Origin of the sequence: Bradyrhizobium sp. 155 (genome assembly GCF_023101105.1) — a bacterium.
In the GTDB taxonomy this organism is placed as follows: domain Bacteria; phylum Pseudomonadota; class Alphaproteobacteria; order Rhizobiales; family Xanthobacteraceae; genus Bradyrhizobium; species Bradyrhizobium canariense_D.
On the sequence record NZ_CP064706.1, the window covers coordinates 160,631 to 180,213 of the forward strand.

The 19,583-nt window shown below is 58.6% G+C and carries 21 protein-coding genes and 2 pseudogenes; 4 read left to right on the forward strand and 19 right to left on the reverse strand.

Annotated features, from left to right (window positions below; genetic code table 11):
* Positions 1-36 precede the first annotated feature (36 nt).
* On the forward strand, positions 37-1,206 hold the full coding sequence (locus tag IVA93_RS40270) for a Fic family protein (protein WP_247790177.1): 1,170 nt from the start codon (positions 37-39) through the stop codon (positions 1,204-1,206).
* A 71-nt stretch (positions 1,207-1,277) separates the two neighbouring features.
* Here the strand turns inward: IVA93_RS40270 and IVA93_RS40275 are convergent, their stop codons facing one another.
* The 12 genes and pseudogenes from IVA93_RS40275 to IVA93_RS40330 form a co-directional block, all read right to left on the reverse strand.
* Positions 1,278-2,618 (reverse strand): hypothetical protein, encoded by a 1,341-nt coding sequence (locus IVA93_RS40275; RefSeq protein ID WP_247790113.1) that lies wholly within the window; start codon positions 2,616-2,618, stop codon positions 1,278-1,280.
* A 13-nt stretch (positions 2,619-2,631) separates the two neighbouring features.
* Positions 2,632-3,717, reverse strand: a complete 1,086-nt coding sequence (locus IVA93_RS40280; RefSeq protein ID WP_247790114.1) for a hypothetical protein — start codon at positions 3,715-3,717, stop codon at positions 2,632-2,634.
* Between the two features lie 26 nt (positions 3,718-3,743).
* A complete protein-coding gene (locus IVA93_RS40285; protein WP_247790115.1) occupies positions 3,744-3,968 on the reverse strand; it encodes a WGR domain-containing protein in 225 nt (74 codons plus the stop codon).
* A pseudogene (locus IVA93_RS40290) lies at positions 3,965-4,297 on the reverse strand (recombinase family protein); the annotation flags it as partial. The gene IVA93_RS40285 and the pseudogene IVA93_RS40290, both read right to left, overlap by 4 nt.
* 259 nt (positions 4,298-4,556) lie before the next feature.
* On the reverse strand, positions 4,557-5,417 hold the full coding sequence (locus IVA93_RS40295) for a DUF4238 domain-containing protein (protein WP_247790116.1): 861 nt from the start codon (positions 5,415-5,417) through the stop codon (positions 4,557-4,559).
* Positions 5,418-5,442: 25 nt separating this feature from the next.
* The gene (locus IVA93_RS40300) at positions 5,443-5,700 is read right to left on the reverse strand and encodes a hypothetical protein (RefSeq protein WP_247790117.1); all 258 of its coding nucleotides are present in this window, start codon (positions 5,698-5,700) and stop codon (positions 5,443-5,445) included.
* 27 nt (positions 5,701-5,727) lie between these two features.
* Positions 5,728-6,138, reverse strand: coding sequence for a hypothetical protein (locus tag IVA93_RS40305; protein WP_247790118.1), 411 nt, complete (start codon positions 6,136-6,138; stop codon positions 5,728-5,730).
* Complete coding sequence (locus IVA93_RS40310; RefSeq protein ID WP_247790119.1) at positions 6,087-7,856, reverse strand: nuclease-related domain-containing protein; 1,770 nt, start codon at positions 7,854-7,856, stop codon at positions 6,087-6,089. Before IVA93_RS40310 ends, IVA93_RS40305 begins: the two co-directional genes overlap by 52 nt.
* A gap of 212 nt (positions 7,857-8,068) precedes the next feature.
* Positions 8,069-8,998, reverse strand: a complete 930-nt coding sequence (locus IVA93_RS40315) for a relaxase/mobilization nuclease domain-containing protein (protein WP_247790120.1) — start codon at positions 8,996-8,998, stop codon at positions 8,069-8,071.
* Between the two features lie 143 nt (positions 8,999-9,141).
* A complete protein-coding gene (locus IVA93_RS40320) occupies positions 9,142-9,660 on the reverse strand; it encodes a MobC family plasmid mobilization relaxosome protein (RefSeq protein ID WP_247790121.1) in 519 nt (172 codons plus the stop codon).
* A gap of 424 nt (positions 9,661-10,084) precedes the next feature.
* Positions 10,085-11,065, reverse strand: a complete 981-nt coding sequence (locus IVA93_RS40325) for a ParB/RepB/Spo0J family partition protein (RefSeq protein WP_247790122.1) — start codon at positions 11,063-11,065, stop codon at positions 10,085-10,087.
* On the reverse strand, positions 11,055-11,816 hold the full coding sequence (locus IVA93_RS40330) for a ParA family protein (RefSeq protein WP_247790123.1): 762 nt from the start codon (positions 11,814-11,816) through the stop codon (positions 11,055-11,057). Before IVA93_RS40330 ends, IVA93_RS40325 begins: the two co-directional genes overlap by 11 nt.
* 603 nt (positions 11,817-12,419) lie before the next feature.
* Between IVA93_RS40330 and IVA93_RS40335 the strand changes: the two genes are divergently transcribed.
* Both IVA93_RS40335 and IVA93_RS40340 read left to right on the forward strand, forming a co-directional pair.
* Complete coding sequence (locus IVA93_RS40335; protein WP_247790124.1) at positions 12,420-12,680, forward strand: WGR domain-containing protein; 261 nt, start codon at positions 12,420-12,422, stop codon at positions 12,678-12,680.
* A 104-nt stretch (positions 12,681-12,784) separates the two neighbouring features.
* Positions 12,785-13,085, forward strand: a pseudogene (locus tag IVA93_RS40340) (HU family DNA-binding protein).
* Positions 13,086-13,103: 18 nt separating this feature from the next.
* On the opposite strand, the gene IVA93_RS40345 reads toward IVA93_RS40340, so the two are convergent.
* From IVA93_RS40345 to IVA93_RS40355, 3 genes are all read right to left on the reverse strand, one after another.
* Positions 13,104-13,247 carry a hypothetical protein gene (locus IVA93_RS40345; protein WP_247790125.1) on the reverse strand — a complete coding sequence of 48 codons (144 nt, stop codon included), beginning with the start codon at positions 13,245-13,247 and terminating at the stop codon, positions 13,104-13,106.
* A gap of 63 nt (positions 13,248-13,310) precedes the next feature.
* Positions 13,311-13,622, reverse strand: coding sequence for a DUF736 domain-containing protein (locus tag IVA93_RS40350; RefSeq protein ID WP_247790126.1), 312 nt, complete (start codon positions 13,620-13,622; stop codon positions 13,311-13,313).
* A gap of 714 nt (positions 13,623-14,336) precedes the next feature.
* A complete protein-coding gene (locus tag IVA93_RS40355) occupies positions 14,337-14,519 on the reverse strand; it encodes a zinc ribbon domain-containing protein (protein WP_247790127.1) in 183 nt (60 codons plus the stop codon).
* A gap of 147 nt (positions 14,520-14,666) precedes the next feature.
* Here IVA93_RS40355 and IVA93_RS40360 point away from each other — a divergent pair, with 147 nt between their 5' ends.
* The gene (locus IVA93_RS40360) at positions 14,667-14,867 is read left to right on the forward strand and encodes a hypothetical protein (protein ID WP_024342295.1); all 201 of its coding nucleotides are present in this window, start codon (positions 14,667-14,669) and stop codon (positions 14,865-14,867) included.
* Between the two features lie 139 nt (positions 14,868-15,006).
* On the opposite strand, the gene IVA93_RS40365 is transcribed toward IVA93_RS40360, so the two are convergent.
* The 4 genes from IVA93_RS40365 to repA all read right to left on the reverse strand — a co-directional run bounded on the left by IVA93_RS40365 (position 15,007) and on the right by repA (position 19,190).
* Positions 15,007-15,426 (reverse strand): hypothetical protein, encoded by a 420-nt coding sequence (locus IVA93_RS40365; RefSeq protein WP_247790128.1) that lies wholly within the window; start codon positions 15,424-15,426, stop codon positions 15,007-15,009.
* Positions 15,427-15,529: 103 nt separating this feature from the next.
* Positions 15,530-16,762 (reverse strand): plasmid replication protein RepC, encoded by a 1,233-nt coding sequence (repC, locus tag IVA93_RS40370; protein WP_247790129.1) that lies wholly within the window; start codon positions 16,760-16,762, stop codon positions 15,530-15,532.
* 197 nt (positions 16,763-16,959) lie between these two features.
* Entirely contained in the window at positions 16,960-17,979 is a 1,020-nt protein-coding gene (gene repB, locus IVA93_RS40375; protein ID WP_247365937.1) for a plasmid partitioning protein RepB, read from the reverse strand.
* Complete coding sequence (repA, locus tag IVA93_RS40380) at positions 17,976-19,190, reverse strand: plasmid partitioning protein RepA (protein WP_247365936.1); 1,215 nt, start codon at positions 19,188-19,190, stop codon at positions 17,976-17,978. Before repA ends, repB begins: the two co-directional genes overlap by 4 nt.
* Positions 19,191-19,583: the final 393 nt, after the last annotated feature.

Below are 19,583 nucleotides of genomic sequence, written 5' to 3' on the forward strand. Positions count from 1 at the left end.
TTGCTATATATTCTGGCGGCAAAGGAAGCGGCAAAAATGGACGTATCAGCAATGGAGCCTCTCCTGCCCGAGGATCGGCAGGAACTCGAAGATCTCGCAACTGATTTGGTTGCAAGGGCCAACACGCTGGCCGGCCGCCTCCACCCGGTCATGAGGGCCTCGGTAGGCGATCTGGTGCGTTCGATGAACTGTTACTACTCCAACCTCATCGAGGGCCACAACACACTGCCCATCGACATTGATCGAGCACTGAACAACGACCTGGCCAAGGAGCCGGAGCGCCGCAATCTGCAATTAGAGGCGCGCGCTCACATTGAAGTTCAGCAGATTATCGATCGCGGAGAAGCCCCCTCGCCCGCGCTGTCCGTCGATTTTATTGTCTGGACGCACAAAAACTTCTGCGAACGCCTGCCCGAAGAGCTGCTGGTCGTTGACCATCCCACGACCAAGAAGAAGATCAAGATCGTACCCGGCGAACTTCGCCAAGACCAGGTGAGAGTGGGGCGTCACATCCCTCCCGATCCAGCCGATCTCCCCGCATTCCTGAAGCGTTTTGCCGAAGGATATTCGTCCCCTCACCTTTCAAAGCTACGCAAAATTATCGGCGTTGCGGCATCACACCATCGCCTGGCCTGGATTCACCCGTTTCTGGACGGTAATGGCCGCGTGACACGCCTGTTCTCACATGCACTCTTGCGCGAGTTAGAAGTCGGCTCTGAGCTTTGGGCCGTCTCGCGGGGACTCGCGCGGCGAGTCGCCGATTATAAAGCAAACCTACAGGCGGCAGACGAACCGCGGCGCGGTGACCTTGATGGCCGCGGTAATCTCACGATGTCGGGGCTTGTCGGGTTCTGCCAATTCTTCCTTACCACCTGCGTTGACCAGGTCGACTTCATGACGGGGCTTTTGGAACCGGAAGAACTGCTCAGGCGGATGGAGATCTGGACCGAGGAGGAAACGCGTGCAAAGCGGCTTCCAAAGGGCTCTTGGCCTTTACTGCGCGAAGCGGTCATGGCCGGAGAGTACACGCGGGGTAATGCGCCTACCCTTACGGGATACGAAGAACGCCAAGCGCGAACGGTCCTCAACGCCCTTATTGAAAAGGGCTACCTCGTTTCACCCACGACGCGCTCGCCCGTGAAGCTGGGCTTTCCCTCGGCCGTTGTCGATCGATGGTTTCCGAGATTGTACCACCCGGCCGCCTGAGTTTTCGGCGGGCAACGCCAGACACGATCATCGTAGAATCGTACATACGATTCCACTCCAAGTATCGATCATCACCATGCATCCTCCGGAAACCAGAAAAAATTCTCGATGTGCTGGTCGAAGGCCTGCCGGATGTGCCGTATATGGGTCGGACGATAGCGGCCTTGCGTCTTAGCATGCAGGCGAAGGAAGCCAAGATAGATCGGCGCCAAGTTACGCTCCAAACGATAGAACGCAGAAATCGCGTCTTCGTTGTCGGGACCGTCACCATGCACTACGGCATTGCGAACCGTGTACGCGTACTGAACATCCTCAATGATCTGTAGCGCGCGACCGCAGTCGCCCCAGCCACCAGCAAATCCGCACCGTCTGGCGAGCCCTTCAGACTTCTCCTCGCGCGGTAACACGGCAAGCGCCTCCAGCGCCGCCACGAGACGAACAAGGCGTATCCGATCGTGTGGTTCGCTAAACGCCTCTGCAATAAGTGCGTTTGCGTAACGCAGGCGTTCGAGGACAGGCGATGACGGATCGTCCCCCGATGCCATCCACATCGCCAAGCTTGCGAGCAGGTTCGCGTCCGGGCCGAAGTCATCATCAAATAGATCAGCCCAGCAATCATCAAGATGACTCGCCCATGGTCCGCTTGACAGGCTAAAATTCGGCGAGCCGGCCTTGTCGAAATAAACCCGAACCTGGGACGTTTCCCAAATGAACCCGTTCCCAACACGGACATCGTCCGTGTGATGGTAGCCAAATTTTATGCGAATGAGATTGAGGATATACTCGGCCACATCCCGAGCCGTTTTCCAGGCCATCTCATATTCGTGCCCACGCACCTGTACGAGCACAAAGTGATCATAACGCGCTGAATAGGCCGACCACTCGGCCGCCGCTTTCGCGCTGAAACTGTCGCCTTCGGTGAGAAGAGTATCTATCGAGGCGCGATGGTTCTCCTCGAAAACCGCCCTGGCCAGGATGGCAGCCGGCCCTATGCAAAAGCTGGTCTTCGTTGCAGACGGTGCGAAGCAGACCGGAATAACGTAGAGGCCATCCGAACGCCTTGCTTCGGCGAGTCTCTTGGTCGCCCCGGCTATCACTGCATGTTCGGAGAGTTTACGGGTCCGCTTGGCTTTCGGCAGATGTGCGAAGTGGGCCTCGACAAGGCAACGTCGGGCTGTTTCCCTCGTCACTCTCCGTTGCTCATCCATACGGCTAAGCAGCAGTTGTGTCGCGACGCTCAGGTGGTCATTTCCCTGACGGCTGACCCAATTCCCACTTTCGTGAATGTTACCGAAGGTGACATGATCACCTTTCAACATGTTCACATACCAATCCTTCGGCGCATCGGGAGGCGGAAGTCCTCTCAGCCATTCACCGAGATATTGATCAACAGCATCTTCCAACCGCATCATCAAACTCGCTTACTCAATGTATTCGGCTATAGGTGCGTCCGGCCAACACACGCCGCACCTGACCGGCGTCAATGGCGCCAACTGCCGACCCTATTGAGGGAAGGTCATGACCCATTGCAGCGAGATACCGGATCTTCCGGACCTGTTCGGCAGTTAAGCGGTTCTCGCGGCCACATATCACGGCTTCCGCATAGGCGGGGTCGTTCCATGCAGCAGCGACGCCCGGTTTCGCAATCACGACCTGAGGGTACTTCGCAAGATATTCAACGAGAGCCTCTTCTCTGGCCTCCGTCTCAATCGAGTTGCCGGCCTCTCGACCGGCCAGTTGGTGAAGGACCCGCACGCCTTCCCTGCCACCAGGGATCATGTTGAGCCCTAGTGAATGCTTTGACGCCAAGCTGTATTTATCAACGAGGTACTCTTCCGTGTCCTTCGCCATATCTTCATCGACGCCCACCGAGCAAAGCACGGTAATCACTCCGGTAAGCTTCGGCCGACCGTCATCTCGACCCGCCAGTTGAGCAACCCTAGCATCGACCAGTTCGGCCATCTTTTGCGGGAAAAGACGGGCTTGCCGCGTGCCGAGCGCGGCCTTCATATGCTCTCCGAAGCGATAGTTCCAGCCGCGTTTGGTGATGCCGTAGTACACATATTCCTTGTCGTCATCGGAGAACAACACGTGGAGATAGACGACGTAGGTCCCCTCCAGGTACGGCCCTCCCCGGAGCAGTGCCCGCAATGGCAATTCCACTCGCATCGGAATGTGGAGAGCAAGAGACTGCATAGCCAGAAAAACGACAGGTCCGCTTTCGCGCTCGCCCTTGCTCTCGATAACCGTAGCGAGGTGCATCTTCTCGCCCGACTTCGACGCCGTCTCGGTCACCTCGATGGCAATTCGGTTTAGCGTACCCAGTTTCAGCGGGCCGGATTTATGCCCGCCCAGCCGATTCCACCGCACAATCTTCTCGGGGATACCGGTCTGCTGGTTTAGTCCGACGAGAGCCGAGTCAAGGACTTCTGCGCATTTGCCAATATCAAAGCTCAGACCTTCCGCCAGGTAGTAGAGAGCTGATGGCCGTAGATACTTGAATTTCATCATGACGCCCCCCGGGCGAAGTCGTTTGACTACTGGTACCCCCTTTTGCGTTTTTCGCTCCACTTTGCAATCATAGCAATATCTGCCATGCCGCGCGTTTCGTATTGCTCCCAACAAACTCTGCCGGCATGACCGATCCTCCCCCACTCTCGCACGAAGGACCATCCGCCAAACAAGGTCGGCTGGACGTCCAGCTTGTAGAACCGGGCCACATTGTGTTGATCGTCGACGCGGGTCAGCATGATTGCGGTCATGCGATTTCCTCCTTATATTTTTGTTTTATTGACGCTGCAGAGCCGTTTGCCGGCTTTATGCCGAGCAGACGCAGGGCATCGGGGCGGAGCTGCCCTTCCGGTGACACGAAGCGATAGAGCGTCTGCCGCGTGATCGAGAGTTCTTCACAAAGCTTGCCGACGTTCGTGTCGCGGTTGGTCATCCCGGCCTGGGCTAAGCGAATTTTGGCGGCGGTCATCTTGAACTTGCGGCCGCCTCTCCTGCCCCGCGCCCGCGCCGAGGCCAGACCTGCTCGCGTACGTTCGGAAATCAGCTCGCGCTCGAACTCGGCCAAGGCCGCGAATACCCCTGCTGCCGATACAGCAGGTTACTTGGTTGCGGGGGTAGGATTTGAACCTATGACCTTCAGGTTATGAGCCACTGCCGAGAATGGAAACACCTGAACGAATTCAACGGCAGACACCTCGTCATGTGCCAAATATGTGCCATGTAGCGTTTGGAACTCTCTGACAAGAGACAGGCTTATGACGCGGCAGGCTGGCCGTCGCTGGTCCCAGCGGGGGTCCAATCCGCAGGGCGATGAAATACCATTTTCCGGTCGCCACCCTTCAGCAACCGGTAGTTGCCCAGGTCATATCCCGGACCAGTTCTTCGCCGGCATCCGTGATCATGTGCCGCACCCGCGGGAAGTGACCAAACTGGCCCATGAAGTGCCGGTTCATGCCAAGCCGGAAATCCTCACCCTGCTCGACATTGAGAAATGCGTCGCCAAAGTCCGCGAGGACGAGGTTCACGACCGTCGTTGGATTGACTACGAGATTATACATGTAGGGCACCATGCCCGGCAGTGGCAGCCGCAGCGACGGGTGTTCTGGCGCTCCCGTCACCAAAACGGGCGTGGTCGAGGCCCGCAGCGGTTTAGCCGTACGCACGACTGTTATTCCGCACCCACGATAGGCTGCCTCGGTCCAATCGGCAGAGGCAGACATGTAGTTGAAGATCTCCTTGGTCAGACCGGGATTTGCCCGCATTTCCGCGTAGTGCTCCTTCTCCTCGTCTGAAAACTGAATATCGCTGTCGGCTTGACCCGCGAGCTGCGCAAGCTCTGATTGGCTGGCAAGGTAGTGGGGCGTGCGCGCTTCAAGGTGCCGGAGCAACGCATAAAGCACTGGCTTGTCGGACCGGTCGAGAGAGTCGGTCCGACCGCTCTGAATCTTGGCCCACGTATCACTTTGCGAAATGGGCGTCTCAACGGAGCGATTAATGGTCTCCTCGACCGACACCGGGATGCCTGCGTAGGAGTGAACATAAAGGTCCTTCTCGAAGCCAAGGCCTTCGATCGACCGTTCCGCCCAAACGGCATATTCGCCGTTCCTGGCGAGCGTCCTAATCTTCTTCCTCTCAGGGTCGCAGGCGAAGTTTCGCAAGTAGAACTGCGGTACATAGTGATGATCGCGAGGATTGTTCATTCAAGTTTTGGCGCTGATGATTTACCTATTTCTTTCCTCCGGGAATAATTGTGGGCTTCCATCCGTGCTCCGCTTCTATAGATGCGATCATCGCTTCGAAGCCCTCAACCAAGTGCGGCTTTAATGCATCGCCCTCGCTCTCACCCTCGGTCGGCGTCGCCATTTGCTGGAGGAACTCGACAATGAGATCTTGGTCGAGCACTCCCTTCATGTGCAGAAATTTTATCAGACCAACCAAGGTAACTTTTTGTACCATGAGAAGCGCGAACGTTTCGGTATCCATTGTTCCTCTTCCAGTTGTTCGGCCAAATTATCTGTCTTTTCCAAGCTTGTAGCGCTTTAGAACTTTTTTGGACTCTTTGACGCTTTTCGCCGGTTCGGCGGCGGTCAACTGTGCCGCCGCTTTCGCAAGCTCAGGATCTTCCTTCCAAGGTGCATCTAGCACCAAGCAGTTCCGAAGCTTCCCTGTACCGGGCTCGACCAATAGGCCGATCCATGAAGCAGCCTTCTGTCCATACTTTCGCAGCTCGCACTGACGCTTTAAATTCCCTACCGCCTCCAGGGTTGGCAAATTATTGCATTGCACGGTCAGGCCCGTGCTCTCCTTGCTGAAGCCTAGAGATGAGCTGCCATTCTTGCCGCGCGCCCCTTGCTGAGCCTGCCTGTCAATCAGTGCGCAAAGATCATCTGCTGTTTCGCTGCCAAGCTTAAGCAACTCCAAGCCTGCCGCCTAGCCCACGGCGTTGCCATGGCGTTTAGTTCCTCGACAATCCTCCCAAGCGAGCGGCCTTCCAAGAAGGTTAGAATGCCTTTGGGCGTCTTCTCACCATCAACGCCATCGCGCCGGACTGCCATCGCAATGTCTACGTCGGCAGAGATATCGTCTCCCAATTGTATGAAATCATGCTCGCCGAGCCAAAGATTCTGCTTCAGATGATAAGCGAGTGTTGTGATTTCATGTGACGACATAACGTTTTCGCCTGCCTTGGCTCGCAGGTCGAGGTAACTCAGTGACCGCAGCGGCGTATCCAAGAACTCAGTCATGACGTCGAGCATGAATACATCGCTCACCAATGGCGCAGCGATCTTGTCCGTTGTCTTCGATTTCAAGAACTGCTGCACTTGGAAGCTGAGCGCCGGGTAATGATCCGATACGACGCACACCGGAAACACCCGCTTAATCTCCTTCGGCAGCGCGATCTCCTTCCCGTGTTCGTCGGTGAAAGAGCATTTGCCCGCGACAAGCTCTTCCGAACACGTGAAGGCCTGATCGCACGCGTCTTGTACTGCCCCTTTGAAATCCTCTTGAATGTGCGGATCGCTCCCTTGGCGCGCCGCAAGTGTCAATTTCTTAGACTTTGCTTGCAGGACAATTGCGCGGTCAGCAAATAAGACCAGCACGTCGATTTCCCCTGCCTTTTTGCCTTTTGACTCCCAGATATCGACATTCTTAAATACGCGCGGCGCTCCAAACACCTTTTCAAGGCGTTCGGCCGCTAACGCCTCAACGAATTTACCGCGATTGGCCGTTGCGGTCGGCTGATATTTCTTATCACTCAACATCCAGAAAAATGGGCTCTCGTAGAGAGATTCCGCCAATGCATGGTACTGAAAGAGCGTGTACTGATCTTCGCCCGATTTCAGGAGCGGGAATGCGTTCGTCGCGTTGAATGCGTTGAGCGACGAAAATGTAGGATTTTGATCTTTGAGGACAAATGCATCGAGGACCTTCCCTACAACGTCCTCGGTCAGCTTTGACACCGCGATCACTTCTTCGGCGGTGAACTGAAAGCCGGGCAAGAGCGTCCACTCCTCCGCTGGCTTGTCCCTTAGCCTCTTCAGTTCCTCCGGCAGCTTCCTTTCGAGAATAGCAAGCAAGGATGAGACGACTTTTGAGGCATCCTCGATGGTGAAGCCACGATTGCTTTTCAGCCATTCATTATCCGCCTGGTACTTCTTGGTGGCGAACTCTCGATATTGAGATGGATAGGCCGATTCAGCCGCATAGAAAATCGGCTCCCTCAGGACAGAGCCCGCCTTGAATGGATTGACGTCCTCTCCCCCCTTCGCGGCCTCGGCCAATAGTGCCTTGAACTCCTCCTCACCGGGCCGATTGAGGGCGTGATGAAGCTCCTGAAGCAATTCTTCAGCGCGCTTCATCATTTCCTGCATCTGCTCGTTTGAAGGCTTCGCCCAGTCGATCGGGCCCATGGCCATCAGCCCTATGAGGGTAGACATCTCGGTTCGGATAAGCCTATCCGGCGAGAACATTTTGGCGTAGTCCTCGCCCTTCAGCTCATCGCCGTAACCCACGACGTTGTCGCGGAAGCAGAAATTTGCGACTGCATGGGCAAAGCCGGGACGCTGACAGACGCCAGCGAGCCCATCAAAAATTTCTTGCTCGCTTCTAATTTTTTCCTCTTCCAGTCCCTCCGACATCGTCGCTCCCAATCAAACGTGATTATATAACGCAACGACTGGCGATATACGCCGTGGCGGGGCAAAAGCTAGGGTTGTTGTTGGGAAATTGGTTGCGGGGATAGGATTTGAACCAACGACCCTCAGGTTATGAGCCTGACAGTGTCGTTAGCGGCGTTGGCGACTTCCCATGGCGGTAGAGACCATATTCAGCTCGAGAATATTCGGCTCAACTATCTGGTCGGCTCCTGACCTCTTGTCTTCTCGCGCCGCTCTTTACCGACGTCCGGCTCCGCGCCGCGGCGCCGAGTATCGGCAAGCTTCGAAAGCTCGTTCTTCAGCGCATGCCGCCGAGTTTCGAGGGCAGGCATGTCCTCGACGAATTGCCGAACCTGGCGTGCTAGCTCCTGATCTGCTGCCGCTCCAGAACGCTGGAGCTGGGCGGCATAGTCGAGATATCGCCGCCGGATCGCGTCCTGACGTGACTTGATCTGCTCGTCCCAAGGATGTTTGGTACTCTTGCCGCCCCTCACCTCCGAAAGCACCTCTGTACGAGCTAGCCGATCAACATCGGGCACGATCTTTCGCCTGCGCAAGGCAACCACCGCCCCGCGATCGGCCTTTCGAACCTGTCCGCGGGTCCGCCGCGGCGTTGCCTCCGCCGCGATGCCGCGAAGCCGGAGTTGTCCAGCAAACCGTTCTCGCCAGGCCTGAAGATCCGCCTTGCGGGGATTGAGGCGCTTGCCATTATGTCCGAGGGACCGAACGGTCAAATGCACGTGGGGGTGTTTGTTGTCGAGGTGCTGGACGAAGACGTAATCGTGATTGTCACCGAATGTCTCGATGGCAAATGTCCGGGCTGAATCTTTGACTGCGACGGCATCGGTGCCAGCCGGCATCGACAAAATGATGTTGATCGAAAGCGATCCATCACGGCGACGCTTGCCATCGAGACTGGCATCATCTTCCCAGCATTGCTGCAGATCTTTCAATCCGGAACGACCCGCTAGCGTCGCGCCCTGCTCTGTTTCCGTATCGAGCTCGCCATTTCGCGTGATGTATGCGAGGTGCGACTTGAGATGCGCCACGCTCTTGGTCCGACCGGTGATCTTGACCATCACCTCCGGCGCTCGGCGCACGATGCGCTCGAGCTTCGCGCGCATCGCCGGCGTTAGGCGGCCAGGCGCGGCCGGATCGGGGATATCCCACTCTGCCCACCGAGGGCGCCGATTAGGCGTTTCCCAGACATACGAGATCGGCGGAAGTTCGGAGGCTGGGTCGGCCGACCGAGGCGAGGAGCGCCGACTCATCGCCGTCCATCCCAATAATCCGCGTTGCCATGCAGCGCATTACGTAGTTGCGCGAGTTCCGTTTCGATGACCAACTTGGCCTCTCGGATGGCGGACAGATCGGGTTCGACCGCCCTGCCCTGCAGCACGCTCGTGTTTGCAGCGCGCGCGATCTGGTTGATGTTGCCGCCGATCCGGTTGAGCTCGCGGACGATCGCGCGAAGCGCATCATGCTCGTTCGGGGAATGCTGCACGGGTGACCCTAACCGCGAGCGCACCAGCGAAACGATCCAGCCGGTTCGCGTCATGCCACGCTGATGCGAGACCTCCGCGAGCTGCCGCATCTCGCTCTCGCGAAATCGTACCGTCACCTTCTCCGGCCGTCCGACCGGCAACGCCGAGATGCGCGGCGCGGGTGCAGCTAGTGCCTCAGCGATGAGGCGCCGCAGCAGCGCGGATTTGCCGCCCTGGGTAGCTGCAAGAACTGAGAACGCCGCCGCGACCTCGTCGGAGACACGAAGCGAGATCAGAGCCATGCACTCCAATCCCAATCGCGACGTAATACATCGCTGGCGCGAAGCCTATCCTGCACTAGAAAACGCGAATCCTTCCACCCCCTCCATGTTGGTTCAAACCAACGGGGTCGGCCTTCAAAGCTCGGCAGTCGCTGCAGGTGAGATCCAACCCAGCCGGCGATCGATGCGGAGAATTCCTCTGGGAATGACTGAGCCGTCACCCCTAATCCTTGTACTCCACGAACGCCGCGCGTGCAGGTCGGCAGTATTGGCATCGAATATGTCGACCGCGGCTTTCCAGCAGCCTCCGGCCTCTCTACAGCGCTGTGGGGAGCGCGTTCGGCCTCCGGCTGCTGCGCTAACGCGCCATCCTTCGGATGGGAAATCCGCTCCACCGGCACACCAACTGTGGCAGCGTTTCTGAGGAGGCTGTCTAAGTCCAGCTTCATGCGAAAAGGATCTCTTCGATTGTGATGGTCGATGCTGGAACCTCCTCCGCCTCTTCTGCGCCATCAACCAACAGTACTGCGTGCCGTGAGCCTTGAGACGCGAGTCGATTGACCAGAAGACAGCCAGTGCGACCTTGGTGACGCACTCTGATCGTCAGTGATGTGCTCATTCGCGCGTTCCGATCGCCGGAAGAGTTGGGGGGCTTTTTCGCGATCGCCGTCACGCCGTCTCTCTCTCTGGGTTGCAATGCCGCTTGCGGTGCGATCGGGCTTCGTGCTGTTTGAGATCCAGGAGGCCCTTCGCTATCGGCAGGGGCCCCGCCGGCGTCCGTACGGACTTTGCGGGCCAGCTGACGGGCGTGTGCGTCGGTGAAGCTCTCCTGTGCTGCGCATAAGGTCTCGACGGCGTTGGGCTGCTCACGCCAAGCCTGGTAGAGTTCATACACAGCACGGATTGATGAGCCGGCAAGCTTCGACCGGAGGAACTCCGGCATGCTCTGGACTGACGCGTAGCGAGACACCCAGTCCCTCGGCTTGCCGAGCTTGCGCGAGATGTCAGCTTGGTTGTCACCCTGCCCCAAGCGGTCCGCGATGAATGCTGCAATTTCGGGAGCACTGAGGTCATCACGCTGGATATTCTCGATCATCTGAACATAACGATCCGCAGAACCAACAGCATGAATGAAAGCCGGGATGTCACAGAGCCCGGCGCGCTTAGCAGCACGGTACCGCCTCGCACCCATGACGATCACGTATCGCCCTTCCTCGGTCGCTTGCCGCAGCACGATCGGTTGCAGCACGCCATGCTGACGGACTGATTCCGCAAGCTCCCCGAGCTTCTGTTCGTCGAAACCGCGACGAGGCTGGTCCGGATCTTCGTCAATACGGTCGATGGCGATGCAAGTCGGTTGTCCGATTGTGGCGGCACCATCTTCCGCGGCGTCGATGAGCTGCTTAAAGCTGAGATCAAGCGCCATGTGCGGTCTCGTCCATTTGCGCGACGATCTTGGCGAGAACCTCGCGGATTTCCCGACCAGCTTCCTGCGCAGAGCGGCGCTTCAGCTTCCAGACTGGCAGGCGTTCCGCAACGGCCTCAGCGTAGCCGTCCCTGGCAACGATCTGGCCCGGGAACACATATTTTCCAGCCTCACGCAAGAGTTGCTCAAGATGCGCCCTTTGACGAGGCGACTTCGTGTTGAAGTTCGAAGGCAGCAACCCGAGGAACTTCGTATCCTGGCGGCCATAGCGCCTCTGCACGCCGATCACGGTCTGCATCAGACCTTTGACGCCCTTGATCGAATAGTCCTCCAGATAAATTGGAGCAAGCACATGCGAGGCCGCAACCAAACAGCCGACACTGCGCAGTCCAAGTGATGGCGGCGTATCGATGACGCAGGCATCGAACTGATCCGACGCGACAGCGAGGTTCTCTTGCAGAGTCGTTATGGCGACCGCATTGCTGCGATCCAGATCAGTCAGCGAGCTATCGGCCGGCGCGAGCGTTAGGGACTCGTCTTCCCGAGGTACGACCCGTATCCCCGGCTTGAACAGATCCGCGGCTAACGTTGAACCGGCGTAGTGCCTCAACGTATCCGACGCATTGCTCTGCGCATCAACGTCGATCACGAGAACGCGGAGATTCGCTTCCGCCATGAACCAGGCCAAATGCACAGCAAGCGTCGTCTTGCCGACCCCGCCCTTTTGATTGTTGATGACAATGGTCTTCATATTAAGGTCCGAAAAAGGTCTAACGGCGCTGGGGTCATATCCTCGTCCGTCATGTCATTGGGGATGTTGGTTTGAACCAACAGCGATCGCGAATCCGAACGTGGGAACGATCCCGAAATTCATCCGGCGAATCCCCTGCCAGAAGAGTCAGGTCAGCCCATAGCCATCGAAGGAAAGTCTGGGACGCGAGACTGGGATTGTGCACGTTGCCGGGCGCTCTGCGACGCGGTGGCGAGAGGATCATCACGCGAAGGCGCGGAGACCGCTTGTGGGCTCCGGGAGCGTCGCCGCGGCGGTGCCAGTAGAGCCGTCCCCGAAGAGGCTCGCCCAAGCAGGCAAGGCTGTAAAAGCCGCAGAAAGTTTCGAATTAAAAGCCGATCTTCTTGCGGGCGGCTGTTGTGATCAGGGCTGGCGCAATTGCAAGCTAGGCATCGCGACGCGCGCGTCCCCATGGCGAAGTCTCCATCGAGGAGAGATTTAATCCGGCAAGGATGGGTCGCGACATTTCCAACGCAATGGACCTATCGATAAAATGAATCGATCGGCCCGGTCGATTCATAAGACTCATTGGACGCCGCTTCCCTCGGAAGCGAGACTCTGTCCATGCCGAAACCCGAACCAGAGCCGCTTCATCTGCGCCGCATCGATGCCGCGCGCAATATGCGGCGGTTTTATGCGCTGTCCACGCAGCCTACCTTGTTCGGAGAAATGTCGCTGATCCGCAATTGGGGCCGGATAGGCACGAGTGGCAAGACCATGGTGCAGACCTTCGATGATGGTACGGAGACGATCGAATCCTTCGTACGCTTGGAGCGTGCCAAGCGGAGGCGCGGTTACGCTGTCGCGGACGAGAAACTGTCATAGGCTGGCGATTTTTCGGGGATGACGGTCTGCCTGTGATGTCGGCTCTATCTGTTCCACGACCTTGGTGTCAGACGAGAAAAATCGAACAAGACGGAGCTCGTTCCATGACAACTGCCAATGAGATCGCCCGAAAAGATTGCGGCCGAGAACGACCTGACAAAGGCTCAGGCAAAAACCATCGTCAATAGCGTGTTCGAGGCGATCGCTGATGCGGCCGTGAGCGGAGCCGAGACGAGCCTTCCCAGGTTTGGCAAGTTCAAGGTCAAGGATAGCCCCGCTCGTGAGGGCCGCAATCCATCGACCGGCGCAACGATTGCGATCGCTGCTTCCAGGAAGCTGACCTTTACGCCTGCTAAAACCATCAAGGATGTTCTCAACGGAGGGGCGGCCCCTGGTGGGTCGTAAGACGCAAGACGAGGGGGCTTATGCCCCCTCCTCGGCTGCGAGCGCTTCGTTGCGTTGGCGGATGAGTTCGGCCAGTTCGACTTCGAGCCCCTTGCGCTCCGCCGGCGTGAACACGCATTCGCGCAGTTCGGCGCGCAATTCTTCAATGGTGTCGACAGTCATGATCGCATCTCCGGTAGAAGGGAAGCGGGTCCCGCCTTACGGCGGAGCCCGCTGGCTGGAGCTTCAGTCCCGGTTCGGCCGGGACCAGATCAGCTGGAGGCCATCCGCACCTTCGACCTCGATCAGAGTGGCGTAGATCGGAGCGGGGAAGCTCGGATCGTCCAGCTTGACGGAGAGGTAGTCGCGCTCGGTGTCCTTGGCGGTCTTCTGCCAGGCGGCGCCCAACTCGACGTTGCCCGAGTAGATGCGGAAGTGCGGCCCCTTATCGGAAGGGTTGTCGACGCGGATCAGCTTGGCCTTGACGTTGAGGTTGAGCGTCTTGATCGCGCCGGAGAAGCCATTGTCCATGGAGGTGAAGGTGCCGATGGTAGCCATTGTCTCATTCCCTTGGTTTTCTCGGGCCGCGCCTATCGCGACCTCGATGGCGGTCGTGAGACCGGAGGCGATCGACCTGCACCCGGAGGGCCGAAATGAAATGGAGGGCGGCGGGTAGCGACTTTCTTGGACCGCGAGGAATGGTGCGCAGCGCCAGGGGAAGAAAGTCGTGGACGGGCGTTGCAGGGACAAGATCGAGAGCCCGCGAAGCGGGATCGCCCTGCGGTCAGACCAGCCTCTATCGAGGACGCTGATGGGTGAGCCCGTCGCGAAAACACATGGAATGAAGACAGGCGGCCCTGGTCGGTTCGGCCATTCGCATCAAGGCAACGGGCGTCGCAGCGAAACGTAGTTCACCTTAAAGCAGGCCATCTGAGCGCCGCGTCATCACCCGCAATGGAAACCGTCGCTTCAGCCACGTCGGCGCACCTGTCGAACTCGCTATAGCAAGATCAATAATGAGGCTGGCGACGTACTCGCCATGTGAATGCAACCCCGCCCTCCGCATCCATGCGACCGACCGCCCTGCGAGGCGTGAAACAGATGCTAGCGTCGCTGGACATGCCGGCCTCCCGAGTCAGGGACGATTCCGCCGGCACGCGCGATGGAACGAAGCTGGGCGTTCGGGTTGCAACGCCAGAGCGTTCGAGAGGATTGTGAGCACAATCGGCCACTGCAGCAATCCGGCCGCCGGGCTCGATTTCAACTCGAACGTTATTTGGCCGGCGGTCGCAGCGGGCTTTCCGCCCACTTCCGGGCGGCGGGATCGCGCAGCGGATCGTCCTCGCAGACCGGGCAGACGTAGCGCGGCCGGCCGGGCGCGACATCGTCTGGCACGGCCGTCATCGGCTTACCGCACGTCGGGCACAGCTTCCGGCTGAGGTAGAGCGGAGTCATGGTTTTCGCCTGCCGGGACCAGCTTAGTTCCGCGTGCACCGCGAGCACAAGTGGATCGACAAAAATCGTCCGCATGCACCAGGCCGCTTGACGTAGAGCGCATCTCACACTGAAATCCGATTTTCAGTGATGTTGCGGGGTGGCGTAGTGGAAGAATTTTACAGGGGCTTCGCGCAGCGGGCGCGCGATCTGGCGGAGAACGCGGACCCGTTCACCAAGCGGCGGCTACTCGACCTAGCCCAGCGATACGATCTCAAGAGCAGACCGGGAGCCCCGGGCGGTCGGACCCTCCCGCCGCCGCGCGCGACGCCACCGACGGCGCTGTTTTCCGGCTCCGGCGAAGCTTAAGACTAGTCGGAGCGCGGCCCGGTCGTCGGTTTTCTATGTTTCATCGACCGGTCCGGGTGTTGGCCGCCCGCGGTCGCGGTGCACGCGTCAGTACAAGCTGGCCCTACAGCACTGAACCGCGCACGCGCGCCGCGAAGGGTCATCGCCTGCGCCGCGCGATCTCGTCAGCGACCATGCCCTCCGCCCGCACCAGCCGCTCATGCAGGGTCTCGAACATATCGAGGATGTCATCATTGGGTTCATTCTTGCCCTGCTCGATGGCTTCGGCGACGAGCTCATCGAGAGGCGTCTCCTCCAATTGGCCTTTCTCCAAGAGCTCTTCAAACAGACTGTCGCTGCTCGGCTGCGGTTGGATGCGACCGTCGGAGTTGCACCAGACTGTGAATGTCTGAAGTCCCAGAACAGCGTGCTCGACCATCTCCGCATCCAACGGAACCAGCGTCCCCCAGGCCTCGCCCGCCTCGTCCGCGAACCCCGCCACGTACATCCGCTGCTCCGCGGCGCCTGCATCACGAGGCTGGAAGAACGGCGTGAGGATGATTGGAGGGTGTTTTGCCATGACGATCTCTCCGAATGATTTGCGTCGACCCGGCGCAGCAGCCGGATTAGCGCGGGTATTTAATCACACGAAAAAGGCAACCTGGGAACGGCGCCTCATCGCCTTACGCCCGCTGCTTGTCTCGCCGGCGAGAATTGATCTGCGCCATCAGGATCGGGCCAAGCGAAAATTCGCCGACCTCGGCTTTTCGCGTCAAACCGCGCAGATACCCGCCGGCGGAATTGATCGCCGTCCCGCGCTGCAGGATGCACGCGACGACGATGGCTGCGGGCACCTCGCCCATAACCTTTTGCGCCTCCTCCCAGGCGCTCGGACTGATGCCCAGCATCGATCGCACAACGGCCGCGGTAGCGAGGAAATCGCGCCAGTTCGAAACCCCCCCCTTCGCATAATCGACCATGTCAGGACACGCACTCAGGACCAGTCCTAACGGATAGGCCCCCTCCCCGACTCGCGAGGCTTGAGGTTTGGGTTCAGCTCCCGCCGTCCTGGCTTCTCGAAGGACAGGTTCAAGTTCAATAGGGGCGTCTGGGTTTGAATTCTGTATGTGACGCTCAGAATGGGACTCATTGGCGCCCGGATTCTTGGATTTGATGTGTTCTTCCAGAAGATTGAGCACGTCGTCGGCAAGCTGAGACAACTCGTCGGCGATCGGCTCGAGCTCCTGGCGCGTAGCCGTGCGCGGAATCTGATCGACGATCGCGCGGAAGGCGGTGTGCACGACCTGCCAATCGGCCGGCCCCTGCCCTCCCCTCCGCGTTGGGACGGCTTCCTCGATGCCAGTTGCAATCATCTTCGCGATGTCGCGCCGGCACAGCGTGATGCGCTCCCGTGCGAGTTTGAGTGCGCGGGCCTCGGCTTCGATATCGGCCGCCAGGCTCTCGAACTCCTCCGAGCGCACGACCAGCGGCGACAGATCGAAGCCGAAGGCGAGCTCGATTTCGCCGGCATTGTCCTTTCGCGCATACCGCTTGCCATTCGGACTGTCGCGCCGAACGATCAGGCCCGCGTCGACCAGCACAGCAAGGTGACGACGAAGCGTCGATGCCGGCATGCCGTGCGCCCGCCGACTGAGTTGATGGTTCGAGGGAAAGACAATCAGATCATCCTCCCCCGTCAGCGCGGTCTCGGGATGGAAGGTTAGGAGCGCGTTCAATACCGACAGCGCGCGCTCCGACACACCAAGGCGCGGCCGCGCCGTGCAGATGGCGTGGAATATCTTCCACTTGTGCACGATCTTTTCGGGAGGACGTTCCGTTGCGAGCATCTGGCTTGCCACATGGGCAAGCGTCAACGATCGCCGCCCAAAGGGCGTCGTTGGGGAGTGTGACTGCATGTCTTTGCCTCAGCTGGGCAAAGAAAACCTGCTCGCCGAAACGGCGATAAAATCGCATAGAAACTCTTGACTGCGATTCGCGAAAGTGATTCTCTGTCAGTCGCCAAACTTGAAGAGAAGGCTTCCGGAACTACGTTTCGGGGGCCTTTTTTCTTTTCCCTTGTCTGCTCCTGGTTCGGGTTTACGGGACGAGGCGATTAGGCCTCGGTAGTTTCCTGACCGCCGCTCGTCTTGGAAAAGGCGTCGAACAGGGTCGGGAGTTGGTCCACAAGAAATGCCGCGAAAGCCGCCGGAACATTCTTGGCGACAGTGAGCTTCAGTTCGCGCTCGGCGTGACGGACGCGCACAATCTCCTCGCCGGATGCAGACAAAATTGGCTTCTCTTCTGGTAGCTTCGATGTCCTCGGGGAGGATGGACGGCTCGCGGCCGAAAATGCTGCTAGAAATCGAGCGTCGGTTTCCCGCTCTGCAAATTTCGGTTCAACGATCGCCGCTCTCACACGTTTGAGCGCCGCGGCATCCTTGATTAGTTCAGCGAACGACTGCCAGCGGCCGCGGCCAACTTTCGGAGCCTTCCCGATCGCTTGGATAACGTCGGTTGGAACCGATCGAGCGACGGCGAGAAGTTTCGAGGCCTCCGCCCGATCGATCGACAACGCATCCTGCACAACTGACCGGCTATGCCCCGCATCTTCGATATGCATCGCAAAGGTCGCGCGTTCTATAAAACTCAAATCTTCGCGCGGTGCGTTCTCGAGTCCTTGCGCCACGACAAGCGCTTCATCTGACAATGACCGCAGGATCGCTTTGACGGAAATACCCAATTCGCGCGTCGCGCGGACACGGTGATGACCATAGGCACTCTGGTAGCGCCCTTTTACGTGAGGATGCTCTCGAACGAGGATGGGCACCTCTTGGCCACGCTGTGCGATCGACTGTTTGAGTGCGTCGAACGAGCTATCATCACTGTCGCGAAACCGGTCGGACAGGGGTGACGGATCAATAAGCGAAGGGTCGATTTCAACTATCAAAGCACCGGCTGCAATCCTTTCGCGAAGCTCCTCGTTCTCCTTCTCGACTTCGGAAAAAGAATCCTTCAACGAGCGGACCGAGCCCGACGAGACCCGCGGCAAGGCGCCGGGCATGTTGTCAGCTGACAACGGGCTAGATTGCGGGGCCGTGAAAAGGCTCTTGATGGTGTCAGTACGTTTGCTCATCGACCCCACACCTTCTTGAGAAGTTGCGCAACTTCGGCATTGACCGCGTCGACTGATTCCAGTGCCCGGTCGTAGGCGCCTCGCCCTACCGTGCCGCGCTCCAGCTCATAAAGTGACTGCTTGGTGAGACCGGCATTAGCGATTGCGGTCGATTTCCAAACGGTGGCCTGGAGCACATCCGATCCAAAGAGATTACGAAGGAGGGCCACGATTTGAGCTTCGGGCACGTCGTTGGGATCGTGACGCGTGATGACATACCGGATGAAATCGTGATCCAGTCGGCCGCCGGCTTCCTCGATGACGGACATGAGATCCGACGTCATGAGGAGAAATTGGCTCATCGATGCGACATCGACCATCTGCGGATGGATGGTCACCAGCATCGCAGTGGCCGCGTTTAGCGCGCCCATGGTCAAGTAACCAAGTTGGGGTGGGCAGTCGATAACAACGACGTCGTAGTCGTCGGCAACTTGGTCGATAGCGCTGGCGACGCGGCGAAAGAACAAGTCGTGCCCGCGTTCACGCCGCTCGATCATTGCGCGAGGCGTATGGTGCTCGAACTCCATAAGCTCGAGATTGCCTGGAACGAGACCTATCCCGTCAAAGTAGGTCTTCCGGACGATCTCGCGCATCGGCCGGCGGTGCTCGTCATATCGGATCGCACCATAGAGGGTTTCATTCGCGCCAATATCAAACTCGGGCTGGTACCCAAACATCGCGGAAAGCGAAGCTTGCGGATCGAGGTCAATCGCAAGGACCCGAAAGCCGGCAAGGGCGAGATATTGTGAAAGATATAGTGCCGTCGTCGTCTTGGCGGAGCCGCCCTTGAAGTTCGCTACGGTGATAATTTGGAGCTTGTCGCCCGGCTGGCGGCGCGGGAGAAACTCCAACGCTTCTCGAGGGCGCGCGCTGGCTAGGTACCCGCGCAACTCATGAATCTGGGCCAGAGTGTAAGATCGGCGCCCGCCGGGACCCGTCGCCGGGTTCGGTCCAAGTCCGTCGAGCGAGAGCTGTCGGAGATACCCATCGGAGACGCGGGCAATTCGCGCAACCTCCCCTGAGGTGAACAAGCGGAGAGACTTACTGGCTGAAGGCGGGAAAAGCGTTGTAGCTAGCGAGCGAAGCTGGCCGGAAAGGATGCCGGCGTGCCGGGTGATCCGGGCAGACGCCGTCTCGCTCATGGTAAGTGTATCTTCCGCTAAGCTCGGCATTTGCTTTCTCAAGACGGTTTCTGTGCGTCAGACGCCAAATCTCCGTCTTTAGAGATGGCCACGATTCTATGATTTGAGCAAGAATTAAAGGGTTAATGACTTATTAACGCTCGATGGCGCGCTCCACGGCGAGCAGAGCCTTTTTGATGCACCTCCTTGCTGTTGTCAGCTGACAACAACGGCTTCAGCGAGTCGGGCGAACCTCCACTATGGCGTGAGTCGGCCGGCCTTTACGAGTCTCCAAGCTTCACTTCGTAGCTCACCAACTGCTGCGCTGAACGGTGCTGCCGCCGCTGGAGCTCGGGCAACGGGACGCGCTCCACGGCGCAGCCTCCGTTGAGTGCACAATCCAGACCCTGTACTGCAAACTCCAAAGAATCGCGCCACCTTGTG